14 protein-coding genes and 2 pseudogenes are annotated in these 12,949 nt (G+C 46.5%); 10 read left to right on the forward strand and 6 right to left on the reverse strand.

Annotated features, from left to right (window positions below):
* Positions 1-2 precede the first annotated feature (2 nt).
* The 3 genes from NG792_RS14600 to NG792_RS14610 all read left to right on the forward strand — a co-directional run bounded on the left by NG792_RS14600 (position 3) and on the right by NG792_RS14610 (position 2,053).
* Complete coding sequence (locus NG792_RS14600; RefSeq protein WP_261235854.1) at positions 3-959, forward strand: F0F1 ATP synthase subunit gamma; 957 nt, start codon at positions 3-5, stop codon at positions 957-959.
* A gap of 131 nt (positions 960-1,090) precedes the next feature.
* The gene (locus tag NG792_RS14605; protein WP_261235855.1) at positions 1,091-1,297 is read left to right on the forward strand and encodes a hypothetical protein; all 207 of its coding nucleotides are present in this window, start codon (positions 1,091-1,093) and stop codon (positions 1,295-1,297) included.
* Positions 1,298-1,453: 156 nt separating this feature from the next.
* Positions 1,454-2,053, forward strand: coding sequence for a Uma2 family endonuclease (locus NG792_RS14610; RefSeq protein ID WP_261235856.1), 600 nt, complete (start codon positions 1,454-1,456; stop codon positions 2,051-2,053).
* A 108-nt stretch (positions 2,054-2,161) separates the two neighbouring features.
* On the opposite strand, the gene NG792_RS29150 is transcribed toward NG792_RS14610, so the two are convergent.
* The 3 genes from NG792_RS29150 to NG792_RS14620 are packed head-to-tail and all read right to left on the reverse strand — an operon-like array spanning position 2,162 to position 2,854.
* The gene (locus NG792_RS29150) at positions 2,162-2,290 is read right to left on the reverse strand and encodes an NACHT C-terminal alpha/beta 1 domain-containing protein (protein ID WP_435387578.1); all 129 of its coding nucleotides are present in this window, start codon (positions 2,288-2,290) and stop codon (positions 2,162-2,164) included.
* 31 nt (positions 2,291-2,321) lie between these two features.
* Positions 2,322-2,552 (reverse strand): hypothetical protein, encoded by a 231-nt coding sequence (locus NG792_RS14615; protein ID WP_261198398.1) that lies wholly within the window; start codon positions 2,550-2,552, stop codon positions 2,322-2,324.
* Entirely contained in the window at positions 2,540-2,854 is a 315-nt protein-coding gene (locus NG792_RS14620) for a hypothetical protein (RefSeq protein ID WP_261198399.1), read from the reverse strand. The genes NG792_RS14615 and NG792_RS14620 overlap by 13 nt, the downstream gene beginning before the upstream one ends.
* Positions 2,855-3,168: 314 nt before the next feature.
* Here NG792_RS14620 and NG792_RS14625 point away from each other — a divergent pair, with 314 nt between their 5' ends.
* The 4 genes from NG792_RS14625 (at position 3,169) to NG792_RS14640 (ending at position 4,517) form a co-directional block, all read left to right on the forward strand.
* A complete protein-coding gene (locus NG792_RS14625; RefSeq protein WP_261198400.1) occupies positions 3,169-3,567 on the forward strand; it encodes a BrnT family toxin in 399 nt (132 codons plus the stop codon).
* 19 nt (positions 3,568-3,586) lie between these two features.
* Positions 3,587-3,805, forward strand: a complete 219-nt coding sequence (locus tag NG792_RS14630; protein WP_261235857.1) for a BrnA antitoxin family protein — start codon at positions 3,587-3,589, stop codon at positions 3,803-3,805.
* 140 nt (positions 3,806-3,945) lie between these two features.
* Positions 3,946-4,179, forward strand: a complete 234-nt coding sequence (locus NG792_RS14635; protein ID WP_261198402.1) for a DUF433 domain-containing protein — start codon at positions 3,946-3,948, stop codon at positions 4,177-4,179.
* Positions 4,176-4,517, forward strand: coding sequence for a DUF5615 family PIN-like protein (locus tag NG792_RS14640; protein WP_261235858.1), 342 nt, complete (start codon positions 4,176-4,178; stop codon positions 4,515-4,517). The genes NG792_RS14635 and NG792_RS14640 overlap by 4 nt, the downstream gene beginning before the upstream one ends.
* A 205-nt stretch (positions 4,518-4,722) precedes the next feature.
* Here NG792_RS14640 and NG792_RS14645 read toward each other — a convergent pair whose 3' ends face one another.
* Entirely contained in the window at positions 4,723-5,928 is a 1,206-nt protein-coding gene (locus NG792_RS14645) for a class I SAM-dependent methyltransferase (RefSeq protein WP_261235859.1), read from the reverse strand.
* 439 nt (positions 5,929-6,367) lie between these two features.
* Between NG792_RS14645 and NG792_RS14650 the strand changes: the two are divergent.
* Positions 6,368-9,067 (forward strand): annotated as a pseudogene (locus tag NG792_RS14650) (phycobilisome rod-core linker polypeptide); the annotation flags it as partial.
* A 183-nt stretch (positions 9,068-9,250) separates the two neighbouring features.
* A pseudogene (locus NG792_RS29170) lies at positions 9,251-9,619 on the forward strand (phycobilisome rod-core linker polypeptide); the annotation flags it as partial.
* Positions 9,620-10,016: 397 nt separating this feature from the next.
* Here the strand turns inward: NG792_RS29170 and NG792_RS14655 are convergent.
* Positions 10,017-11,108, reverse strand: coding sequence for a serine/threonine-protein kinase (locus NG792_RS14655; protein ID WP_261235861.1), 1,092 nt, complete (start codon positions 11,106-11,108; stop codon positions 10,017-10,019).
* A gap of 79 nt (positions 11,109-11,187) precedes the next feature.
* On the opposite strand from NG792_RS14655, the gene NG792_RS14660 reads away from it, so the two are divergent.
* A complete protein-coding gene (locus NG792_RS14660) occupies positions 11,188-12,606 on the forward strand; it encodes a transposase (protein ID WP_261235862.1) in 1,419 nt (472 codons plus the stop codon).
* On the opposite strand, the gene NG792_RS14665 is transcribed toward NG792_RS14660, so the two are convergent.
* The gene (locus NG792_RS14665; RefSeq protein ID WP_261235863.1) at positions 12,553-12,870 is read right to left on the reverse strand and encodes a protein kinase family protein; all 318 of its coding nucleotides are present in this window, start codon (positions 12,868-12,870) and stop codon (positions 12,553-12,555) included. The two genes, NG792_RS14660 and NG792_RS14665, sit on opposite strands and share 54 nt — an antisense overlap.
* Positions 12,871-12,949: the final 79 nt, after the last annotated feature.

Here is a 12,949-nt window from a genome sequence, read left to right on the forward strand (position 1 = left end):
TTATGGCAAATCTAAAGGCGATTCGCGATCGCATCCAGTCAGTAAAAAACACGAAAAAAATCACCGAAGCCATGCGCCTCGTGGCAGCAGCTAAGGTGCGACGCGCACAAGCACAAGTTCTCGGAACTCGCCCCTTTGCCGATCGCTTGGCCCAGGTCCTGTTCGGATTGCAGACTCGTTTGCGGTTTGAAGATGTGGACTTGCCCTTGTTGAAACAGCGCGAAGTGAGTACCGTAGGATTGCTCGTTGTCACGGGCGATCGGGGTTTGTGTGGCGGCTACAATAACAACATCATCAAACGCGCCGAAGCTCGGATTAAAGAAATCCAAGCCGAAGGGTTCGATTATAAATTGGTGATTGTCGGACGGAAAGCCAATCAATACTTCAGCCGACGCAACTGCCCCATTGACGCCTCCTACATCGGCTTAGAACAGATTCCAACAGCAAAAGAAGCCTCAGAAATTGCAGACGAAGTGCTCTCGTTGTTCCTCTCGGAAAGCGTCGATCGCGTGGAATTGATTTACACCAAATTCGTGTCTTTAATCAGTTCCAAACCCGTCGTCCAAACCCTGTTACCCCTCGATCGCCAAGGCTTAGAAGTGCCAGACGATGAAGTCTTCCGCCTCACCAGCAAAGGCGGTTCCTTCGACGTCCAACGCGAAAAAGTCGCTACGACTGCTGCGCCGGAAGCCTTCCCTCGGGACATGATTTTCGAGCAAGACCCGGCTCAAATTCTGGAAGCCTTGTTACCGCTATATCTGAATAACCAGTTATTGCGTGCCTTGCAAGAAGCAGCCGCCAGCGAACTAGCAGCCAGAATGACTGCCATGAACAACGCCAGCGAAAACGCCAGCGAACTCATGGATACATTAACCTTGACTTACAACAAAGCACGTCAAGCCGCCATCACCCAGGAAATCCTGGAAGTGGTCGGTGGTGCAGCCGGAATGCAACGCTAAATTCTGCTTGACAATTCATCCCTTTTATGCGTCTGAGTTCGCTCAGGCGTTTTTTTTGTGGGGGTGTGTCGGCTAGTTTATAGCAAAATGGGATATCATTAAAGGCGGTTCAGCATCATGAGGCTTAGTTAATGATGAGATTTAATGATGTAGTTGATGTCATCAAGAGTCTTTCTACCGATGAAAAAAGAGAACTTTCCCTGTTGTTACAGCAGTATCTTCGTGAAGAGTCTCGGGACCAGATTTATGAGAATCTTCAAGTAGCCAAGCAGGAAGAAAAGCAAGGGGAACTTACATTTTCTAGCCAGATTAATTTATTGAAAGAATTGCTTGAATAATTATCATAAAAGTTAGTTTCAGGTCTGCCTTCAAATGCGCTTTTAAAAAGAATATTAAAGGCAATCAAGATACAGAAGACATAAAATTTTATAACTTCCAATATCACGGTTCAGCAGGGGTTAAAGTTTAGGAATTCAATGAATTAGAGAATAGCCATGATAGCAAATCAGCAGTTTTCGCGCATGACTCCCCAAGAGTATTTGGACTGGGAAGAACAACAGCCGATTAAATACGAATATGTTAATGGCGAAGTATTTGCGATGACGGGAGGAACTCTTCCTCACAACTCGATCGCCCTTAACTTAGCCTCTGCCTTGAAAAATCACCTCCGGGGTAAAGGCTGTAAAGTTTTCATGGCAGACGCAAAACTCGGGGTTTCTAAAAACGGTCCCTTTCACTATCCTGATGTGATGGTAACTTGCGATTCCCAGGACCTAAATGCTCGAAAAATTGTTTACTCTCCTTGCTTGTTAGTAGAAGTTCTTTCTCCAGGTACGGAAGCCTTTGACAGAGGGGATAAATTTAAACATTATCGCCGCATCCCCAGTTTAAAAGAATATGTCCTGATTAGTGCTGAAAAAATCAGCGTTGATTATTACTGTTTCAATGAACGGGGAAAATGGGAACTCACGTTTTACTCATTGGACGAACTGAATACTGAACCATCGAAAATAGAAATTAACCTGACCGCTGTTGACTTTTGTTTTCCGATTTCTATGCTTTATGAAGATGTAGAATTTCCCCAAGATATTTAGCAATTCAGGGATGAATGATTAGGATTGATTGCCCAATTTGGATTGGAATATATAGCGGCGATCGCCTCCAGCCCAACTTCTCCTCGATTAGGACTACTCAATTTTATCTCAAGTTTCAGGGAGAACCCCATGTACACTATCCCCTAACCAGGTTTCAATGGCGGATATCAGATTCGCTTGATTGGGGGAAAAGCCTTTTAAGGACGCTTCTAGGGTGTCGTCCGTGAGGAAGACGATTTTTGTTTAGATTTGAGTTCAGTGGATTTTTTCAGGTTTTAATAAGGTTTTGTTGACCGAGTTCTAGGGAGATGCCAGTCAGGCGATCGTCTCCAGGGCGATAAGATAAGACTTCGATGCCAATGGGTTCATTGGTATCTCCATCTTTGAAAAGGATAATATCATTCCCAAGTTCCGTAGCAATTTGGTTAGGGCGGGGAGATTGCCAAAAAATGGTTAAGAGTTCGGTTTCTGGTTCGTAAAAGACTTTTATTTGGGCCATAATTTTGCTCCTGTTTTAATTGCATCAGTTTGGTCAGCTGTAATCAAGTAACCCTCTCCATTTAAACGCCGAGCAACGGCAACGAGCCATCTTTTGGCTTTGAGGGTGCGATAAAATAGCAAGACATCAATATCGCGCTGGCTTTGGTAAATGGCATCGGGTTGATTAAGGGTTTGCTGAATTTCAGTTTCATAATGGGTAATATCGGGATGCTTGATAAGCAGTGTTTGCCAGTAGCTTTCGGTGGTACGGACGGTGAACCCTAGGGGCGTAGAAACAATAAATTTAACAATTGATTCCATATTTTAGCTGAAGGCTAGGGTTTGCTTATATTTTAGCGAATTTGAGAACTTGGGGTGAGGGTTTGGAAACCGGGTTTCTTGGTGGCTGCTTAAATCTCTCCTAACCAGGTTTCAATGGCGGATATCAAATTCGGCTGATTGGGCGGAAAGCCTTTGGGAGAGGTTTTGTCTCACAGGAGTTTGTTGCGATCGCGAAGCGTCTGGGAACGAGAATCGCCCCCTATCCTTTCAAATTGTTCAACCACGGTCAGGATAGTTGTCACCCAATCGCGAGCAGTTGCCAGAAATTGCGGTAGTCATCACTGAGTCAGGGTATGAGGGCGATCGCATATTCACCCTCGGTCATCTTTGCAGCAGGGGTGGAAACTTCGGCCTTTGATTCTGTTAATATGAATTTTTGGCAAAATTTAATTACAATATGTAGTAACAGTCAAGGCATGGAATTTGAATGGGATGAAACTAAGCGTCTTACGAACCTCCGTAAACATGGCATTGATTTTATTGATGTTTCCATTATTTTTGATGGAAATATCGTAACGTTTGAAGATGACCGATTCAATTATGGAGAGCAGAGATTTGTGACTTTTGGTTTGTTGCAAGGGCGAGTGGTCGCTGTTGTCCATACAGAAAGAGAAGAATGTATTCGGATTATTTCTGCGAGAAAAGCTACTAAATATGAACAACAAATTTACTTCGAGCAACTCTCAAACTGACTGGAACCGCCTAGATCGGATGACTGATGAAGAAATAGATTTTTCTGATTGTCCAGAAATTACGTCCGAAATGGTTGCTAAGGCAGTAGTGAGGCGAGGTTCACCTAATTCTCAGACGAAAACTCAAGTCACTTTAAACATTGATAGTGATGTTTTGGAGTGGTTTAAATCTCAAGGTCAGAGTTATCAGACGGAGATTAATCGTTTACTGCGATCGTATATGGAAGCCCAGCAATAGTCTCTTGGCTTGGATTCGGAAACCGGGTTTCTATCAAAATCTCTAAACCCGGGTTTTTTAAAGGTTCAAAGGTTGAGTGGGTGATGCTATGCTCTAATTAATCCCAGAACCTAATGACTGATTAAGCACAAAAACGGATTATGAACTTAACGAATGACTTGCTAAACCGGATTACTCAAACTCCGGGTCAATGTGGAGGTCGTCCCTGTATTAGAGGGATGCGAATTCGAGTTACCGATATTTTAGAAATGTTAGCGGAAAATGTTAGCATTACTGAAGTTTTAGAAGATTTTCCGGATTTGGAACTCGCAGATATTCAAGCGTGTCTGCTATTTGCTGCAAGACGCACTGATTTTCCTAGACTAACGGCATGAAGATTTGGATCGATGCTCAACTGCCGCCCACTCTGGCAAATTGGCTGACAAAAACCTTGGGTTTGGAAGCGAGTGCATTGCGGGATTTAGGGCTTCGGGATGCTCAAGATATGGAAATTTTTGAAGCCGCAAGAGCCGAAAATGTGGTAATTATGACAAAAGATAGTGATTTCATCGACTTGGTATGTCGTTTAGGCTCGCCTCCTCAAATTTTGTGGCTAACTTGTGGCAATGTCACTAATCGCAGCTTGCGACAATTGTTAATGGCTACTTTGCCGGATGCGTTAGAGCAGTTACGCCAAGGAGAAATGATTGTGGAAATTACTAATACTCCTTAGAGTAGCCAGCAATCATGCCCCAATCTACTTTTTTAAAAGCTATTTTTTTATGATAGCCCGCGCAGGCGGGCTTTGTTCGTGTAGCCCTCATCAGCCTTGTCGCTACCGGGGCCGTGGGAAGAACCTCACCCTAACCCTCTCCTTGCCAAGGAGAGGGGACCGGATTAGCCCGCGCAGGCGGGCTTTGTTTGTATAGCCCCAGGCTTTAGCCTGCGGGACTCAGTAAAATCAGTTGCCGTTTTTGCAGACTTCTCACTCCCTCTAAATCCAACTTCCCTCCTGCTAAAATCTCTCCAACAGTTTTCATTCCCTCCCCTTCCTGGGAATTGGCATCACAGCCTTTCATGAAGTCAAACTCATCCTCCGATAAGGTGACGAGTTGATAGTTGTAATCAAATAAATGTTGTGAGGGCCATCCTTGTAAACAGAGGCTCACTTCGGGAATGGCTTTTAACAAGGCTTGCTCATTCTCCCAGTCCATTTTAACTAGGGGAGGACGGGCGAGGAAAAACTCATAGTGAGTGATTTCTGGATCTAGGAGTTCAATCAGTCGATATCGGGCCCGATCGCCTAACTTTTGCGCCTCTGCCATCAACTCTGTATCCTGTCCCAACAACCGCTCAATATTCCAATAGTCTGGATTGGAAAACCCTAAAAACTCCAACCCCGACGCATCAATCAACTCAAACAAGGTATCGATGTTATAGTCAATCTCTTGGGGATGGAGATACATATCAGCAAAATTGGCATCCCGGTGATTTTCCATCGCCCACCGTTCTTTTTCCCGCTTGACCAAACGGTTATTTTCCGGTAATGCCGCAAACACTTTCCGCCCGATTTTCACCCCTTCTTGATAGTCGCCGGATTTCTCCCCTTGCAGCAGCCCGATCGCCTGTTGCATGAGTTGAATTTCCCAGCGTCCTAACTCCGCATACACAAAAATATGCATAATTCCCCCAGGGGCCAACTTCTTCGCCAATGCCTGAATCCCGCGAATCGGATCCGGGAGGTGATGCAAGACCCCCACACAATTAATGTGGTCAAATTCCCCTTCCAGTTGCGCGACGTCATAAATACTGAGATGATGGAACTCCACCCGAGAGGCCCCAGAACGCCGACAGCGATCGCGGGCTACCTCTAAGGCCCCCCCGCTTAAATCAATCCCCGTAATCTGCGCCTCCGGGTTCAAATGCACCAAATATTCCGTTCCTACACCCGTCCCGCATCCCGCATCCAAAATCCGCACCGCCTGAGTTGCGGGTTTGCGCCCAGTGCAGAAGGCATAAGCCGCAGGCCAAGTCCAGCGCCAATTGTACCCCGGAGGCGGTTCATCGAGGAGGACTTCCGGGGGAAACGGATAAGTATCATAAAGTTGTCTAACCGCAGCAGTAATCTCTTCAGAGTTCGGCATAATCGCAAGATGATGGATAGATGATGGACAGAAACACAACTGGGGCAAGGGCGATCGCCAAGCCCCCTAACCCGCAACAAATCACAGGTTTGAAATTACCAATTTATAGTTCACAATTCAGAACGTAACAAAACTTATCTTTTTTCTCAGTTAGGTGCCGCGATCCAATATGATGGCACGATAGCCACTGGGTCAAAGTTCTACATAATTCTTAACATAAGAGGGGGTGATACCGAATCGTTTTAAGCTAAAAACTATGTCAAAGTAAACCCCCGATAGTGGGTGAAAGGACATGGGAAAGCCGAAGGGAGGAAGCCAACATTAAGGACAACCTTATCGACGTCAATCCTTCATCCTGACTCAGTGTGGCAATTTAAAGCGGCATCTAAACCCATTGATGCCACAAAATGATAATTCTATTGGGAGCTTTTGAAATCAGATGACTGTAAAGGCAAGTGGTGGAAGCTCAGTTGCGCGTCCGCAACTCTATCAAACCGTCCCCGTTGCGACCATTTCCCAAGCGGAACAACAAGACCGCTTTCCGGGAAAAAGCGAACTGACCGAACTCCAGACATTTTTCCAATCTGGAACCAAACGGCTGGAGATTGCTGAAGTTCTGACCAAAAATTCAGAACTGATCGTATCCCGTGCCGCCAACCGGATTTTCACGGGTGGATCGCCGATGGCGTTCTTGGAAAGACCAAAAGAACCGATGGTGATTAAAGCCCCCATCGGTGCGAATCAAGACGTCAAACAGGGCATGATGCTGGGAACCACCACATACGTGGAAAGCAAAGGTGGGTTCTTAGAAGGCTTGCGGAACATTTTCAGTTCATCTAGCGGCCCCACCCCCGCCGGATTCCAACCGATTAACATTGCTCGGTACGGTCCTGGAAACATGACCAAATCCCTGCGGGATTTGAGCTGGTTCCTGCGTTACCTGACCTACGCAATGGTCGCTGGAGACCCGAACATCATTTCCGTGAACGTGCGCGGTTTGCGGGAAATCATTGAAAGAGCCTGTTCTTCTTCCGCAACCCTGGTGGCATTGCAGGAAATGAAGGCAGCATCTTTAGGCTACTTCAAGCAGGATGAAGCCAGCCGGACCCTGATCGGCGAATATTTCGACGTTTTGATTACCGAATTCAAAGCGCCGACGCCTTCGGATAAAGTCCGTCAAACCGGCAGCAGTGACAAACAAGGCTTGCAACTGCCGCAAATTTACTTCCTCGCTTCCGAACGTCGTCAGAAGTTCGTCATGAAGACGGGACTTTCGTCCTCGGAAAAAGAAGAGGTGATCAAAGCAGCCTATCGGCAAGTTTTTGAGCGGGATATTACTCGCGCCTACAGCTTGAGCGTCTCTTACCTGGAATCTCAGGTGAAGAACGGGACCATCTCGATGAAAGAGTTTATCCGGCGCTTGGGTCTGTCACCCCTGTATCGGCAGCAGTTTTATGAAAAGTTTGTCAACAGCCGTGTGGTGGAATTGGCGCACCGTCATTTCCTCGGACGTGCTCTGAGTTCTCGCGAGGAGTTTAACAAATACTTTGCGATCGTTTCCCAAGGCGGTTTATCAGCACTGGTGAATGCCTTAGTCGATTCTCAGGAATATTCTGATTATTTCGGCGAGGAGACGGTACCTTACCTGCGCGGTTTGGGCCAAGAAGCCCAAGAGTGCCGGAACTGGGGACCTCAGTTTGACCTGTTTAATTACAGTGCACCGTTCCGCAAAGTTCCGCAATTTATCACCCTGTTTGCGGACTACAATCGGCCTCTGCCGGATCAGCACCCTTATGGTGTGGGGAATGACCCCCTGGAAATCCAGTTTGGGGCGATCTTCCCGAAAGAAACCCGCAATCCGAAAAACCGTCCGGCACCGTTTGGAAAAGATGCACGCCGGATTCTGATTCATCGCGGTCCTGGCATCAACAACCAACTGAGCAATCCAGCAGCGCGGGGGATGTCTCCGGGTTCTCTGGGTGCGAAGGCGATCAAGCTGGATCAAATCCCCAGTGGACAGAAACAGTATGGTAAGCGCGGCGGGGTCAAACCCGTGCAAGGGGTGAGTGTCAAATACTCGGAGAGTTCGACTCAACGGGTGATTACGGCAGCCTATCGCCAAGTGTTTGGCCGGGATGTCTATGATGCTCAACGCCTGAAGTTAGACGAAATCAAGCTGGAAAACGGGGATATTACGCTGCGCGAGTTTATCCGGGCTCTGGCGAAGTCGGATGTGTTCCGAAATCTGTACTGGAGTTCGCTTTATGTTTGTAAGGCGATCGAATACATTCACCGCCGTTTGTTAGGTCGCCCGACCTACGGACGTCAAGAAATGAATGCTTACTTTGATATTTGCTCCAAGAAAGGCTTCTATGCTTTGATTGATGCGCTTATCGATAGTAAGGAGTACGAGGAAGCCTTTGGGGAAGATACGATTCCTTATGAGCGCTATCTGACTCCGGGTGGTCAATCCCTGCGATCGCTGCGGGTTGGTACGATCGGCGACAAGAACCTCAAGGTTGAGAAAGAGGAACCCTCGCGCTTTATCGAACTGGGGACCGTTCCCGATCGCTCTATCCCAGAAATCGAAAACCGCATCGGCCAAGGGGTTGGCAAGCGCCGCGAACAAACCAAAGTGTTCAAGCTCACCAACCGCACTCCGGTGGAAGCTCAAGCGGTCATTCAAGCCGCTTACCGCCAAATCTTCGAGCGCGACTTGAATCCTTATGTGATCAAGAACGAGTTCAGCGCGATCGAAAGCAAACTGCGGAACGGCGAAATCACCGTTAAGGAGTTTATTGAAGGACTGGGGAATTCCAAGCTGTATGTCAAGGAATTCTATACTCCCTATCCGAACACCAAGGTGATCGAACTAGGAACCAAGCATTTCTTAGGTCGTGCACCGTTGAATCAGCAGGAAATTCGCAAGTATAACCAAATTCTGGCGACCCAAGGGATCCGAGGATTTATCTCGGCAATGGTCAACAGTATGGAGTATCTGCAAGCGTTTAATGAGGATACGGTTCCTTATCGTCGCTTCCCCACCCTGCCTGCGGCGAACTTCCCCAATACGGAGAAGCTGTATAACCAGTTGACGAAGCAGAATAAAGACTTGGTAGTACCAAGTTTTGATCCGGTCAACTCCACGATGGACCCGACCAAAGGCCCGCTAATGGCAAGTGCTATGGCATCCCAAGCGGCGCATAAATTGGATGTGGTACAAGTGGGACGGTCCGTGAGTGGGGTGATGCCGCAACGGTCTACGGCGAGCAAAGTAGCGCGGATTTATCGCGTAACTGAGCAGATGGGTGCGGATGAGATGGAAAGTGCGATCGATGCCATCTATCGTCAGGTGATGGATATCTACAGTGAAGAAATTCCCGTAGAATTCCGCCTGAATCACGCCGAAGCACAACTGATTCGCGGTGAAATCTCAGTTCGTGAGTTTGTAGGTCAGTTGGCAAGTTCTGAAGCCTACGAAGCTCGGTTTGTCAAGCCTTATCCGAGTTTAAAAGCGGCTGAATTACTCTGCCGTCACCTCTTGGGTCGCACTCCCGCAACCCCTGAAGTGGCTGAGTCTGAGCAATTACTGACTGAAAGCGGTTTAGCCGCAGCCGTGACGGCATTGGTAGAAGGTGCGGAATACAATCGCTATTTTGGCGAGAATGTTGTGCCTTATCCTCGTGCTTAGTCTTGAGGAGATGCAATTTTTGAGGGGAGATAAGTTGGATTAAATTTATCTCGTCTTGATACAAGTTAGAGAACCCAGTCTGGATGACAGACTGGGTTTTTTTGGGGGGAACAAGATAAGTACCCCTTTTCGGTAAAACCCCATAGAAAGCCTGATCCCTGTTTGGGGAGGACGTTGGAACTCTGTGCGGCAGCGTATCGGAAGTTGTGTCAGAACTATCGCCGTAATTTGTGTTAGAGAATTGCTTTAATCCGGCTTGGGCGGCTTCTTTGTTTCCTGAATAAGAAGGGTACCAGGTAACGAATTCAAGGGAACACCTATTCTGTCGGTAATATCCGTGTATAGAGGGTTCAACAATAGAAATTTGTTGCGGAATGAAGCCTTTATTTGTTACAGTCTACAAGTCTCCGCGCGCGAGAAGCGCGAGCGACACCCTATATGGCCACCCCTCCCCATACCCTATATAGGACATGAATGGGAGGGACGGGGACAACGCTTCGTCCACATCAATCCACTCGGGAGCAGAACTCCACCCAACTCGGTCACAGAATCGTTCCCAGTTATCATTGTCAAATATCGGAAATGTCGGACTCCCACATTCCAACCAAATTTTCTTCTGCACGCTAAAGCCATATTTACCCTGGCTGTAGTGGACCCACAGCTTATCGATAATCTTCAAATCCTTACAGGGAAACCGCTCGATATCTTCACTTCGCAACCATTCCTTATCAGATCTTCCCATCACTTCCCACATTCGCTTCGCCGTTTCCAGGTCAGCTTCCTCCCACTGCTTCGCCGCCAATAAATCCCGCAGTTTATAATAGTTAATTCCCGGACGTTCCGAAGACAGGTCTAGACCCTCAATACTCTGTAGAGTATTTCCACGGTTTGAGGAACTCGGTTGAACTGCATCGAGAACCTGTTGAGCGGTCCAGCGTTGCCTTGGATTTTTCGCCAAACACCCATTGAGAATGTCTACAAATTCACGACTCAACCCCTGGGGAAACTCAGGTTCCTGCGTCATTACTTTCATCATCAATTCCGGAATTGTTGTCGCCGCAAAGGGATGCGTCCCCGTCAACATTTCCTGAAGCAGAATTCCTAGGGACCAGACATCCCACGCCGGATGAATTTCACCCTGATAAGACTCTGGGGGTTGATAAGCGAATGCCCCGATTTGCTGACTTGGACTGGTTTTGGTGGAAGTTCCTTGGGTCAACATCCGAGAAAGGCCAAAATCTGCCACTTTCCACACCTGACGCACCTTTAAAATATTCGGCGGTTTGAGGTTATGATGGACAATATTTCGACTCTGGATAAACACCAATAACGATGCGATTTGAATGACGATATTCCGAACTTCTTCCTGCGGTAACGTCTGGCGGTTTTCCAAATACTGTCTCAAGGAATCTTCGGCCAGTTCCATCGCCAACCCCAAATATTTTTCGTCTTCGTCGGCATCGTCTTCAAAACCGAGTTCTAAACTCAATACCTTCGCCAAAAAAAGGGAGGGCCAACGTAGTACACTTGTTGTTTACCACAACCACAAATGAGACCTACATTAGCCCATGAAAGACATCTTACCACTTTTACAATGCCTCAGTCCAGTCATAGGGACCACAAGTGTGCGTCAATTAAGCCGGATTGCTTCTTCCATACTGGCAATGGAGGGCCGAGTGACCATGTTGGGGATTTCTCGCTGGACCCAAATGGGGGGCAGTTATCGCACGGTACAACGATTCTTTTACACGGTTTTACCTTGGGCGACAATGTTGTGGGTATTTTTTCGGGAGCATTTGTTCAATAAAGATGACATTTATTTGCTTGCTGGCGATGAAGTGGTTGTCACCAAAGCTGGAAAAGAAACTCACGGTCTTGACCGATTTTTTTCCAGCTTATACGGCAAGCCAGTGCCGGGGTTATCTTTCTTTGCTTTGTCTTTAGTTAGTGTTCAACAGAGAAAATCCTTCCCCATTCACATCGAACAAACCCTAAAAACTCCCGAAGAAAAGGCAGCAGCTTTAGAGAGAAAGCAGGCTAAATCCCCGGAGAAAAAATCAGCGAAAAATTCTAAGTCATGCTCTCCTGATGAAAGTACCCTTCAGGATAAGGGCGATAAAGCTCTAGTTAAAAACAAAGGAGGCCGACCCCCGGGGAGCAAAAATAAAGACAAAACACAAGTAACTTTTACTCCAGAGTTATTGCGAATCAAGGCAGCAATTGCGCGATTGCTGGGTTGTACAAATCAATTTCTCCCTTTGACGTATTTATTGCTAGACGGGCATTTCGGTAATAATAACGCCTTGCAAATGGCTCGTCAATTAAAGCTTCATTTAATTTCTAAATTGCGCCAAGACTCCGCTTTATTTTTTCCTTACAAACCCTCTAATTCAAAAGAAAAAACTAAGGCCAAGTATGGACCCAGGCTTCAGGTTGGTCAAATTCCTGCCAAGTATTTGAAAAAAAAGACAACGGACAAAAACAAAATCACCACGGAGATTTATCAAGCCACTCTTCTGCACAAAGAATTTGCCCAATCTTTGAATGTCGTGATTATAGTCAAAACCAACCAGCGGACTTCAAGCCAAAGCCATGTCATTTTATTCTCCAGCGATGAGAATTTAAGTTGTGAAACAATAATTGACTATTATCGACTGCGATTTCAAATAGAATTTAACTTTAGAGATGCCAAACAATTTTGGGGACTAGAAGACTTTATGAATATTAAGGAGACCGGGGTGACTAATTCCGCCAATCTTTCCTTTTTTATGGTGAATTTATCCCATTATCTGTTAAAGGTCACCCAGCAGGGGCCTCTGTGCAGTGTTCTGGATCTCAAAAGTCAATTTAGAGGGTACCGTTATGCAGAAGAAACGATAAAACTGCTTAAGGAAAAACCTGACCCAGTTTTATTGGGTCAGATTTTGAAACGCTTATCCAGTCTGGGCTGTATCCATCAACATTCCCATGAAGCCACTGACCATTAAATTGGCGAAGGTATTGAAACTGTAACAATCTAATAAATGAGGATGTTTGAGCCGGATAGCGAGGCGTAATTTGGCAATTTGCGAGTCGAGTTGAGAAGTATCAACCAGAAAAATTTTCAGGGCCACTTGTCGAATCAAATGGTCCGCAATCATTTCATTGGCGAGGAAAACGCCGCCAAACGTTCCGGAATCGATGAATTTGACGAGGTGATATTTGTTGTTGAATTGGTCTCCGACCATTTTTTTCCAAAAACGTCTGTCCATGAGCTATTTGCTGGTAGTGTTGACGGTCGAACTCTCAAAATTTTAAACCCGGATCCGGATTCCCCGGTGTTGTTAGGCC

It is taken from the genome of Laspinema olomoucense D3b (assembly GCF_025370785.1).
Classification (GTDB): Bacteria; Cyanobacteriota; Cyanobacteriia; order Cyanobacteriales; family Laspinemataceae; genus Laspinema; species Laspinema olomoucense.

Coding starts and splice junctions, on each gene's coding strand:
- NG792_RS14625 (WP_261198400.1), top strand. CDS start 3,169: ATGAGGGCGATCGCATATTCACCCTCGGTCATCTTTGCAGCAGGGGTG.
- NG792_RS14620 (WP_261198399.1), bottom strand. CDS start 2,854: ATGGAATCAATTGTTAAATTTATTGTTTCTACGCCCCTAGGGTTCACC.
- NG792_RS14645 (WP_261235859.1), bottom strand. CDS start 5,928: ATGCCGAACTCTGAAGAGATTACTGCTGCGGTTAGACAACTTTATGAT.
- NG792_RS14630 (WP_261235857.1), top strand. CDS start 3,587: ATGACTGATGAAGAAATAGATTTTTCTGATTGTCCAGAAATTACGTCC.
- NG792_RS14640 (WP_261235858.1), top strand. CDS start 4,176: ATGAAGATTTGGATCGATGCTCAACTGCCGCCCACTCTGGCAAATTGG.
- NG792_RS14605 (WP_261235855.1), top strand. CDS start 1,091: ATGATGAGATTTAATGATGTAGTTGATGTCATCAAGAGTCTTTCTACC.
- NG792_RS14635 (WP_261198402.1), top strand. CDS start 3,946: ATGAACTTAACGAATGACTTGCTAAACCGGATTACTCAAACTCCGGGT.
- NG792_RS14610 (WP_261235856.1), top strand. CDS start 1,454: ATGATAGCAAATCAGCAGTTTTCGCGCATGACTCCCCAAGAGTATTTG.
- NG792_RS14665 (WP_261235863.1), bottom strand. CDS start 12,870: ATGGACAGACGTTTTTGGAAAAAAATGGTCGGAGACCAATTCAACAAC.
- NG792_RS14600 (WP_261235854.1), top strand. CDS start 3: ATGGCAAATCTAAAGGCGATTCGCGATCGCATCCAGTCAGTAAAAAAC.
- NG792_RS14615 (WP_261198398.1), bottom strand. CDS start 2,552: ATGGCCCAAATAAAAGTCTTTTACGAACCAGAAACCGAACTCTTAACC.
- NG792_RS14660 (WP_261235862.1), top strand. CDS start 11,188: ATGAAAGACATCTTACCACTTTTACAATGCCTCAGTCCAGTCATAGGG.